Here is a 10,626-nt window from a genome sequence, read left to right on the forward strand (position 1 = left end):
TCCAGAGTGCTCGCTCTACCCCGTGCACGGCGAGCGGTTCGGTTTAACGGGCTTTACAATCAGCTTTTCACAAATGTTGCAAAGCCGTGAAACTCGGAGCATGATCCGCAGATAACAAGGACTGGGAGAGAATGTCGCGCGACCTCGGAGGAGCGACGATGGGGGTCTTTGTCTCGGCCTTGACCGGCCAATATATATGCCGTTTTTCAGCTGTCAGCTTTCTCGAAGGAGACGCGAACAAGGTGCGGGCGCCGGTTGGCGGCGGGGCAACGCGATGACAGCGCTCTTCGGTCATGGCGACCCCATCCTTGGCGCATGCTTGTGCGAGCGATTGAAATCGCTTCGGCAAGCTCGTGGGCTTAGCATGACCGAGGTTGCGAAACTCTCGGGATTCAGCAGGCCCACCATCTGGTCCTGGGAAACGGGCAAAACCAAACCACGGCACGAGAATCTGCTGACACTCGCGCGGGCGTTGGGCGTATCCGAACAGCATCTGATCGGCGCCTCGGATACACCGATGGTGCACTTTGGCCTTGGCTCGCTGACATCGGAAGAACCAGCCCGTGGAAATCCAGCGGTTTCGGCCGATGTCGATTTGATGAATTTGCAGGCGCTGATACGTGCCGTGCAAATGGGCATCGCCGCGCTAGCGGGCGTGAAGACCACCAACGTGAGAATCATGATCGATTACAGTCAGTAGGCGCGCGAAACGCGACCTGTGCTTGTGCGCGGAAACGTGACGACGGAAGTCGCGAACCCCGAAGGGCCATGATCCAACTTCACCGGTCGAACGCTCCGCCGGCGGCCGACGGCTTAATAGCAGCCGCGGGCTCCAAGGATCGCCGGGATCGTCCGTGCGCAGATTTGGATATTCGAGTGAAGGTTTCGCGTCCGGACATAGCGAACGTCGAGTGCGACGCGCTCATCATAGGACGTGTCGTTGCGGCCGCTGATCTGCCACAGGCCCGTCAGGCCGGGGCGCACGGCACAATAATGTTCGAAGCTGCGGCCATAGCGCGGCATTTCGGCGGCGACGATCGGGCGTGGACCGACGACGCTCATTTGCCCCATCAGGATGTTGAAGAGCTGCGGCAATTCGTCGAGGCTGGTCTTGCGCAAGAAGCCACCGATCGCGGTGATGCGAGGGTCGTTGCGCAGCTTCTGGTCGGCCGCCCATTCCCGCGCCGCATTTTCGTCGCTGGCGAGCAGCGCGGCAAGCCGCGCCTCGGCGTCGACGGCCATGCTGCGAAATTTCATGCAGGGAAAATTTTCGCCACCCTTGCCGATCCGTTGCTGCACGAAAAGCACCGGTCCGGGATCGGTCAGCTTGATGACCGCATAGAGGCAGACAAGCAACGGCAGAAACAGGATGATGGCGGCCAGGCTCGAAACGAAATCGAACACGCGGATGATCGCTTCTTCGGCCTCGTCCCGATCCCACAGCACGGAATCGGAGGCGGCCGCCTTGCGGTGCGGGTGATGCAATGCGCCAAGCACCGTGTCGCCGAAATGCTCGGCGCTGGACCTCGGCAGATTTGCCATGCTCATCGGACTATCGAGCGACATAAACGATCCCCTGTTGAAGATCACGACATGCTTGAGTCCGCTCCCAACCTTTTTCTAAATTTTTTTAACTTTGCCTTCACACTCTATGGCACGGAAAAGGCCGGTCAAGATTTTTTTGCACTGCAGCAAAAGTGCGGCGGCGAAAAACGGCAGCTGGCTATTTCTCGGCGACGAAATGCCCCATTTCGACCCAGGCAATATGGTCAGAACGCCCGTTCGGGAATGCGAATCGTGTCGCCCGGCTGAACCGGTGTCCCGCCATCGACGCGATAGAGCTTTTCATCTTTTTCGGACTTGTGCCGAATATAGACGCGCTTCTGCGCGGCACGATAGGTGAAGCCTCCGGCACGGGCGACCGCGCTGAAGATGGTCAGCCCATCGACATAGCTGAATTCGCCCGGCTTCCCGACCTCGCCAAGAATATAATAGGGGCGATAGTTCGTCACCTCGACGCTTATGTTCGGGTCATTCAGAATTCCTTGCGACAGCGCCTCTGTCAGCACCTTCTCGAACTCGCTGATCGACAGGCCTGCAACCTTGAGTTCGTCGATCAACGGGAAGCTGATATTCCCCTCGCCGTTGACCGGATAATTGCCGCTCAGATTCTCTTCGCCATAGACGGTGATCTTGAGCTGATCCCCGCTGCCAAGGCGATAGACGGCCTCGTCGGGACTGATCGAGAGCGCTGGCAAGGCTCCGGCGGAGGCGCAGCCCGAAAGCGCCAATGCCGCGGCGACGACCAATATTCTTATCATTCCATACCCTTCCCGAAATTGCCTATTTTTTCCCTTGTCAGGTGGCTGCCGCCGCCGGCGCAGCTACGCGCAACGAGCATCCGCACTTCGCCCAGCGGCATAATTCGCGATCGATCGCCGGTTACGACGCACTCGCCCGCGCGCGCCACGCCGTCGTCGGTCGCCACCACCCCTTGAAGGGGGACGATATAATAGGGCCCACGCCCCTCGAGCACCGGTATCGCACCATGAGTGAGTGCCAGTCTGAACTTGGGGCCGTCGACCAGCAGGTCGGGGGTCTCGGTGGAGACGTGGCAGCGCATCGCTGGCGGGTAGGGACATGCCCGCGAAACCGCGACGCCGCGGTCGAGATGAAGCTCGCGCGGCCGGCCATAGTCGTAGAGCCGGTAGGCGATATCGGCGTTCTGCTGGATTTGGACCAGGGATATGCCGACGCCGATCGCATGCACCGTGCCGGCGGGAATGTAAAAGAGATCACCCGTCCTGACCGGAAGCCATTCCATCAGATCCTCGATCGCGCCGCTCTGGCACGCGTCGGCGAGTTCGGCGTCCGTCAGCGGCCTTGTCGTCCCGATCCCGACGCTCGCACCCGGCGCGGCGTCGAGAATATACCAGCATTCCTCCTTGCCCTGCCGGTGGCCGGCAAGGCGTGCTTCTTCATCGGAGGGATGAACGTGAATCGAGAGCTTTTCGCTTGTGAAGATATATTTGACCATCAGGTCGAGTTGCCGGCCGGGAAGCTCGAACCAAATCTCGCCGACCGGACCCGCGGACGCAGATCCGCCTGCGAACGGCGGCGGCAGGCTCCGCCGGCCCCAGGGTTTTTCGACGCGCTTCATATCGAGCCGAAGCGCCGCAATCGGCGTGCCGCTATAGTGCAACATGGCTTCGTTCCGCCGCTCGCCCCGCCGCCACCGGCAATCGCGCGGACAAGAAATCCTCGACCGGCCCGGTCATGCCCGGCCGCATCATCGCGATCGCGAGGTTGGCGATGACGAAACCCGTTGCATCGCCGCAGTCATAACGCCGCCCCTCGAAATTGAAGCCGAAGCTGGTCCCCTTGGCGGCAGCGCGCGCCAACGCGTCGGTCAGCTGTATCTCCCCGCCCGCGCCGCGCTCCTGCGTCGCGAGCAGGCTCAAGATGTCGGGTTCCAATATATAGCGGCCGACAATCGCCATGTCCGAAGGCGCGTCGGCAGGCGCCGGCTTTTCGACCATGCCGCCGATCCTGGTCACATTGCCCAAATCCTCCTCGGGTATGACGATGCCGTATCGGCCGCTCTCTTCGCGGGGAATGCGCTGGGTGCAAATGATGTTGCCGCCATGCTCGGCGTGGACCTCGGCCATCTGGGCCAGACAACTGGGCGACCCGACCATCAGATCGTCGGGCAGCAGGACGGCGAACGGCTCGTTGCCGATGAGTTCGCGGGCGCACCAGATGGCGTGGCCCAGGCCAAGCGGCTCCTGCTGCCGGACATAAGAGATGCTGCCCGGCTGGAGACGCGTCTTCGCGAGCGGCGCTTTCGACTTGCCGCGCGCGTGGAGCGTCGCTTCGAGTTCGAACGCAATATCGAAGTGATCCTCCAGCGCCGATTTGCCGCGCGCGGTGATGAAGATGAAATGTTCGATGCCGGCTTCCAACGCCTCCTCGACCGCATATTGGATTAAAGGCTTGTCGACGATCGTCAGCATTTCCTTGGGAATCGCCTTGGTGGCGGGCAGAATGCGCGTGCCCAACCCGGCAACCGGAAAGACGGCTTTACGTAGTTTTTTCACGACGCGGACACTCCTTATGATGTCATCCGCCTTCGCATCCCCTTATGTGATTTGAGCGCCGGGTCGTGAGCCCGACTGGAAATTCCCGTTAAAATCTATCCATCGTGCACGGTCGGTGCCGAGGCACTGAGCCGCGTTCTGTCGTTCAAAATGCGCACAATCCCAAAAGGCGCGATCGACCCCGGTGCGGCGATCGCGAATGTAGAGAAAAGCCACAGCCTCACGCTCCGCATTAGAGGCGGGCAGCGCGCCGCCGCGCCCGCTGCCTTCGCGCCAGCCGACGACCTTGCAGAATTTCTGCGCGCCACAGACGCCCAGCGCGCGCATTGCGAGCGTCCCGCCATTACCCTCGGCGCGGGCGTCTATGAAATGCACGCCTTCGAGCGATTGGGGCGCCGCCACCGGCACCTGCATCGACGTCAGCATCGCATCGATTCCCGGGCTTGGAAGGCCAGCATCCGCCGCGGCATCTCCCGATTCCGCCATCCTGATCTGGTCCTCGCCGAGCGCTGCGCGATGCGCGAGCGACAGACGCGCCAGCTTCGTGATCGGCGCCTCGGCGGCGGCATAAACTTGCACCATCGCCGCCGGCTGCCCCCATTTGCCCGTCCAGCGAAAGAAGAGATGCGTGTGCACGCGCGCCAGCTTTTCGAGCTTCGCGCTCCATACCGGATGGACCCAGTCGGTATGATAATGGGTCGCGAGGCCGACGGGGGCATAAACAAAGCCGGCCAGCGCGGCGCGCGCGCGCGATCGCGTTTCGGCCCAGGCCATCTCGGACGGCACATGTTTCAAAGCGCCATCGCAGGTGAAGGTGAACTGGCAACCGGTGGCCCGCTCGCTTCCCTGAAACACCACGCCGCAGACGCTCGAAGGGAAAGCGGGATGCCGTACGCGGTTCAGAACGACCTGCCCGACCGCGCGCTGTCCGATATCGTCGTTCCCCGCCTCATACCACATCGCCGCGCCCATGCAGTCGATGGCCTTTTCGCGAGTCGTTTCGGAACCGGCAAAAACAAAGGGGCGTGCGGCGGGATTGGCGCCGGCGCTGAACGGGATCGCATCGTTGATCTGGCGCGCGGTTTGCGGATCGAGGTCGCTGAACAGCAGCGGCTCGGGGTCGGGGAGATCGCGATACACCGGTTCGCCGCGGCTTTGGAAGTCGAGCTGTGCGGTCAGCCGATGGCTCATCGTACCGCTCGAAAAGCTCGCGAGCAGAAAAAGCGCGGCGAACGAAGCCGCGATCTGGACGATCCGATTCGGGAGAGACTTTACTGTCATCCAACCTCTGCTGGGCTGATCGATTATGCCGTTGCGCGAACTGCCTTAAATGTCTGACTGTGGGTCGAATGTGACACATCCCGAAAATATTGCAATGCAGCAAAAACCGGGCGGGGCAGGCCCGCCCCGCCGATCGGGCGAAGGAAGGATAACGGCAAATTTTCGATATTGTGCGCTGTAAAACGGCGATAATATCCTCGGCCGGCAAGCAGTGATGCCTGTATCAAAACGGCATCGATCGACATAAATCGCCCCGTCTCGATAAAAATGTTGCATTGCACAATCACTCCGACCTAGCATCGCCTATCGGTTTTGGAGTCATCCTGCTTGAACCGGACTTGGGCGAACAATGCACGATATCTAGCGGGGCCGGCGGCGATCGCCGCGGTTCGCGTCTTTGCTCAACTTCAGCAATTTGCGGTCTTTCTGGTCGCCGCACGCCTGTTGAGCGTCACCGAATTCGGCATCTTCAGCCTCGTGTTCGCGGTCGTCGTCGGTTGTGCGATTCTGGCGGAGGCGGGATGGCGCGAATATGCCATCTGCTGCGAAGGTCCGGAGGGATTGAGACAGGTCAATGCGCTGGCTCTGGCGTCCGGCGCGGCCTTGTTCGTGCCCATTCTTCTGGCCGCCAATCTGCTCGCCTTCACGAAGCTCGATTCGGGTTTCGCGATCACGTCGGGCCTGCTCAGCCTTTGGGTTTTACTGCGCCCGCTCGCGACGGTTCAGTCCGGGCTGTTAACGCGCCAGGGCAAATTGTCGCAACTCGCGATCGTTCAGGCCGCGACCGAAATTATCGGCTTCGCCGTGTCCGTATATGCGCTTCGGGCTGGGTACGGAATTTTGGCGCTCGCGCTCGGCAAGGTCGCGATGCAGGTTACCGAGTTGCTGGCATCGCTCTATTTCACCAAATGGTTCCAGCTTAAGTGGCCGGCCCGGCAGGACAGAAGGGCAATACTCGGCTTTTCCGCGCGAATATTGACGGCGCGCGTCGCTCCGTTCTTCCAGACAAATTTGAGCACGCTCGTGATCGGATTCTTCTTCGCGCCGGCGATGGTGGGGTTATATCGCGCCGCGCAGCGTATTGTAGGCGCGGCGCAGGAGATGATCCGCGAGCCCGCCAAATTCGTCGGCTGGTCGTCGCTTCGTACGGCGCGCGACCGCGACGAGAACGGCTCGCGGCAAGCCGTCATAGGCGCCTCGCTCCGTTATCTGCAGGGCCTCTTTCTGGTCGCCGGCCCGATATTGCTGACGCTCGGCATCATGGCCGATCCGTTTGTCGCGCTGCTTCTCGGTCCGCAATGGGCCGCCGTCGGATCGATCATGCTGCCTCTGGTGCTGGCGGCCGCCATCCGCCTTCTCCCCTCGCTCGTCGAACCGCTGGTAGCGATCATCGGGCGGCCCGAAATCGCTCAGCAGACGGCGCTGTTGACGCTTGCCGTCAACACCTCTTGCATCGCCGTAACAATCCCTTTCGGCCTGATGGCGGTAGCCTGGGGCGAAGTTGCGGCCGCCACGTTCGCAACGCCGATCGCTCTCTATGTGTTTCGCCACGAGGCGCAAATCGGAATGAAGGACATCGCCGCGATCCTGGCGCCTTGCATCGGGGGCTGCCTTGTATGCTCCGGCATATTCTGGGCCGCCAAGGGTTTCGACATGCTGACGGACCGCCCGACGCTGATCGGCCTCGCCGAACTGATCGCACTGGCGGGAGCAGGCTATCTGCTTTTCCTGCTTATGCTGTTCCGGTTCTCCCGGAGAGTGTTCAATCCGCTTTTGGAAGGAGTACGCCGGTGAGCCGGTTCGAAGTCGCCGTGATCATCGCCAGCACCGGGCGACCGGAAAGCCTGTCGACCGCCATCCGGCATTTCTCGGGTCAAAGCCAGCCGCCCGCGAAGATCATCCTGTCGGTCGCGTCGCCCGACGATCTGCCGCCCGACCTCGCCGACCACCCGAATGTCCTCCACGTGATTGGCCCGAAAGGCCTTCCCGCGCAGCGTAACACCGGACTCCGCAGCCTGCCGGCCGGCGTCGAGGTCGTGGCCTTTTTCGACGATGATTATATCCCGTCGAGCCGTTGCATCGAGGATATCGCCGGCTTCTTCGACAGCCATCCGGACGTCGCAGGTGCGACCGGCCTGTTGCTCGCCGACGGAATCAATTCGTCCGGCATCTCCACCGAAGACGCCGAAGCGCTGGTCCGCCGCCACGACGCCGGCGGTGAGACGAATGCCTCCATTCGCAAGGATCTGGAGGGCCTGTACGGTTGCAACATGGCCTTTCGCCGATCGATGATGGACGGGATCTGGTTCGACGAACGGCTGAAGCTTTACGGGTGGCAGGAGGATATCGATTTCGCGGCGCAGCTGCTCGGTCGTGGGAGGCTGGTCAAGACCCATGCCTTTGCGGGGGTTCACCAAGGGGTGAAGGGCGGCCGGACGTCGGGCATCCGGCTCGGCTATGCCCAGGTCATCAATCCGCTCTATCTCGCACGCAAGGGCACGATGAAGCCGCTCTATGCCGGCAAACTGATCGCCAAAAACCTGCTCGCGAATCACGCGAAGATATGGCGGCCCGAACCGTGGGTCGACCGGTCGGGGCGCGTGAAGGGCAACTGGATCGCGATCGTCGATGCGTTGCGCGGCCGCCTTCATCCCGAACGGATCGAGGCATTGTGATCGCCGTCGCCGGCCCTCCCGCCGACGAACGGCTGTTCGCTCATGCGCCCGACGTGGACAGCCTGCGCGCCATCGCGATGATGGCCGTCCTCGCGATGCACGCGAAGCTCCTTCCCTTTGGCTGGGCGGGTGTCTGGCTGTTCTTCGTGATCTCGGGCTATGTCGTCACTCTATCCATCCTGAAACGAGGCGGCGATCCGGATCAAACCGCGCGTCTTTCGAACTTTTACGAGCGGCGCGTCGGCCGGATCGTGCCGGTCTATTACGCCTATCTTCTGGCTGGACTGCTGCTCAGCCTCTGGATCGGGCGCGCGCCCGACACGGGGGTCATATTCTCGCTCTTCGGCTTCTACCAGAATATCGCCATGGGGCTGGGGGGCGGCGAAATGCAGACCTGGCCGACCGGCCACCTCTGGTCGATCTCGATCGAGATGCAATTCTATCTGGTCTATGGCATCGCCGCGCACCGCCTGTCGATCGCGACCACGCGCCGCATGCTCTGGATCTTCGTCCTTGCCGCCCCACTCCTGCGGGCGTGTGTTTCGGCCTTTGCCACCGGCGGCGATCCACAAGCGACCGCCTTCGCCATCTATTCAGGGCCGACGCTGCATTTCGACAGCTTTGCGATGGGTTGCCTCTTGGCGCTAGCGCGGCTGCAGGCGCCGATCGAACGGCTTGCGCCGCCGCTCATCCGCCTCGGCTTCGGCGCCATGATCCTGTATCTCGGCAGCTACGCCGCGGTGAATTTTCTGCTGCGCGAGCGGTCGGGGGTCGAAATCGTCCGAGACATCATATCGGGCATATTGCTCGGCGAAGGCCGCGAAATCTTCCTCTACACGGCGCTCGGCCTATTCTCGCTCGCGATACTGGCGATGACGCTCGCCAGCCATCCGGCGATCCATTGGCTCGTCCGGAACCGTGCGCTCCAGTGGATCGGCGGCATCTCCTATGGCGCCTATGTCTATCATGCATTGATCCTGGAGACGACGGCGCGGCTCGCAACTGGGCAGTGGAATGCCATTGAGAGTACCTCGCCGCTGTATCGGATCGGGATCATGCTGGCTGCGCTGGGCCTGACACTTGTCGTCGCTTCCTTGTCTTACCGGTATTTCGAAAGGCCCACGGCAAAAATAATTGGAAGCCTATTCAGGTCCAATGGATTAAGTAAGGAACCAATTCTTAGGTAATGCATTGTAAGTTTATAAATAGATTATGGAAATATTAAAAAGACAGAAAAATAATTATACTTAATTTATATTTATATTGGATTTTCTTGTGTTGAAATATATATGGCGTAAGCTCGGCCTCAGAAAGGTAATACTGGAACGCCGCTTGAGCAATTCGGTAGGCCAGTGGCGTTCCTTGCGTGATGAAATATTGCCGGGAGTACCCGACGACGCGATCATGATCATTCCGCCGGACCCCTATTTGATCGTATCGTCGATCGGCGATACCGCCATGCTCGACCCGTTGATCAGCCATGTGCGTATCGAATTTCCCGAGCACAAAATCTATATCGTGACTGCGAGCGACGCCGCCGACGAAGCAGTCCGGACGCTCGGGCTCGAGCCCCTGCAGATCGCCCGAACTGACCTTCGCCTCGCCGATGTTTTTGCGATCGTCGAGAAACGGCGGTTTCGCGCGGCTTACCTGATGGGCGCCGATGGCCTCGACGGCAGCTACGATCCCTATTTTTCAGGGATGCAGATCATCATGCTCGACGCCGCGGCGCGTACCGGCGCGCGTGCGACGATCACCGGCTTCTCGGTCTCGCAGATGTTCCATCCGATGGTGCAGCAGGTTTTTCGCGAGATCGCGTTGCCGATCCGGATCAATCTGCGCGATCCCTTGTCGTACCAGCGCTTCGTCGATCAAACTGGCGTCGGCGCGCATAAGGTGGCGGACATCGCGTTCCTGCTCGACGACGGCCAAACGGGGCGAATGGCCCCTATTATCCAGTGGATTGGACGGCGGCGGGATCAAAACCACAAGATTGTCGGGATCAATTTTCACCCGTTGCTGCTCGAACTGTCCGAGCGCGACAAATTTCCGTCGCTGGTCGATGCCTTCATACAGTCACTGCGCCAACTTGCATCGCGTCACCCGGTCTCATTCCTGATGATCAGCCATGACACGCGGGGATCGTCGTCTGACATTCATGGACTGAAACCGATCGAAGAGGCCTTGCGCGCCGAGTTCGGCGAGCGAATTCTCTATCCCGAAATCCAGCTTGGCGCCGCGGAGATCAAAGGGCTCGTCAAGCATGTCGACATGGTCGTGTCGGGCCGAATGCATCTCATGATCGCCGCGCTGGGCGCGGGTACGCCGGTCTTCGGCATCGAGTACAAGGGCAAGATGAAGGGGCTGCTGCAATATTTCGGCCTAGACACCGCGCATCTGACCAGCGCGGACGAGATTCTTCATTCGCCCGGTCCGGTATCCGACAAGATCGAGCGCTTCCTTGAAATATCGCCCCGGCAACGGACCCAGATCGCAAGCCAAGTCCCGGCAATCCGTCAACTCGCCGAGGCCAATTTCGCACTCAACTGAGACGTTTTCGGGAGTCCGCGCCC

At 60.9% G+C, this 10,626-nt stretch carries 11 protein-coding genes; 5 read left to right on the plus strand and 6 right to left on the minus strand.

The genetic code is table 11. The annotated features are described in order from the left end of the window. Positions 1–274 precede the first annotated feature (274 nt). Positions 275–700 carry a helix-turn-helix domain-containing protein gene (locus tag ATE67_RS13295; protein ID WP_269433457.1) on the plus strand — a complete coding sequence of 142 codons (426 nt, stop codon included), beginning with the start codon at positions 275–277 and terminating at the stop codon, positions 698–700. 113 nt (positions 701–813) lie between these two features. Here the strand turns inward: ATE67_RS13295 and ATE67_RS13300 are convergent, their stop codons facing one another. The 6 genes from ATE67_RS13300 to ATE67_RS21430 all read right to left on the minus strand — a co-directional run bounded on the left by ATE67_RS13300 (position 814) and on the right by ATE67_RS21430 (position 5,623). Then, positions 814–1,566 (minus strand): sugar transferase, encoded by a 753-nt coding sequence (locus ATE67_RS13300; RefSeq protein WP_231728160.1) that lies wholly within the window; start codon positions 1,564–1,566, stop codon positions 814–816. Positions 1,567–1,769: 203 nt separating this feature from the next. Next, a complete protein-coding gene (locus tag ATE67_RS13305) occupies positions 1,770–2,321 on the minus strand; it encodes a polysaccharide biosynthesis/export family protein (protein ID WP_058817173.1) in 552 nt (183 codons plus the stop codon). After that, complete coding sequence (locus ATE67_RS13310; RefSeq protein ID WP_058817174.1) at positions 2,318–3,205, minus strand: class I mannose-6-phosphate isomerase; 888 nt, start codon at positions 3,203–3,205, stop codon at positions 2,318–2,320. Before ATE67_RS13310 ends, ATE67_RS13305 begins: the two co-directional genes overlap by 4 nt. Beyond that, the gene (galU, locus tag ATE67_RS13315) at positions 3,192–4,097 is read right to left on the minus strand and encodes a UTP--glucose-1-phosphate uridylyltransferase GalU (RefSeq protein WP_058817175.1); all 906 of its coding nucleotides are present in this window, start codon (positions 4,095–4,097) and stop codon (positions 3,192–3,194) included. The genes ATE67_RS13310 and galU overlap by 14 nt, the downstream gene beginning before the upstream one ends. A 42-nt stretch (positions 4,098–4,139) precedes the next feature. Beyond that, entirely contained in the window at positions 4,140–5,378 is a 1,239-nt protein-coding gene (locus ATE67_RS13320) for a cell wall hydrolase (RefSeq protein ID WP_058817176.1), read from the minus strand. A 23-nt stretch (positions 5,379–5,401) separates the two neighbouring features. Continuing rightward, the gene (locus tag ATE67_RS21430; protein WP_156417019.1) at positions 5,402–5,623 is read right to left on the minus strand and encodes a hypothetical protein; all 222 of its coding nucleotides are present in this window, start codon (positions 5,621–5,623) and stop codon (positions 5,402–5,404) included. An 82-nt stretch (positions 5,624–5,705) separates the two neighbouring features. Here ATE67_RS21430 and ATE67_RS21865 point away from each other — a divergent pair, with 82 nt between their 5' ends. The 4 genes from ATE67_RS21865 (at position 5,706) to ATE67_RS13340 (ending at position 10,603) form a co-directional block, all read left to right on the plus strand. Then, the gene (locus ATE67_RS21865) at positions 5,706–7,172 is read left to right on the plus strand and encodes an oligosaccharide flippase family protein (RefSeq protein WP_058817177.1); all 1,467 of its coding nucleotides are present in this window, start codon (positions 5,706–5,708) and stop codon (positions 7,170–7,172) included. Then, on the plus strand, positions 7,169–8,053 hold the full coding sequence (locus ATE67_RS13330; protein ID WP_058817178.1) for a glycosyltransferase family 2 protein: 885 nt from the start codon (positions 7,169–7,171) through the stop codon (positions 8,051–8,053). The genes ATE67_RS21865 and ATE67_RS13330 overlap by 4 nt, the downstream gene beginning before the upstream one ends. Beyond that, complete coding sequence (locus ATE67_RS13335) at positions 8,050–9,240, plus strand: acyltransferase family protein (RefSeq protein WP_058817179.1); 1,191 nt, start codon at positions 8,050–8,052, stop codon at positions 9,238–9,240. Before ATE67_RS13330 ends, ATE67_RS13335 begins: the two co-directional genes overlap by 4 nt. 145 nt (positions 9,241–9,385) lie before the next feature. Then, complete coding sequence (locus ATE67_RS13340) at positions 9,386–10,603, plus strand: polysaccharide pyruvyl transferase family protein (RefSeq protein ID WP_156417021.1); 1,218 nt, start codon at positions 9,386–9,388, stop codon at positions 10,601–10,603. Positions 10,604–10,626: the final 23 nt, after the last annotated feature.

Source organism: Sphingopyxis sp. H050 (assembly GCF_001468265.1).
GTDB lineage: Bacteria > Pseudomonadota > Alphaproteobacteria > Sphingomonadales > Sphingomonadaceae > Sphingopyxis.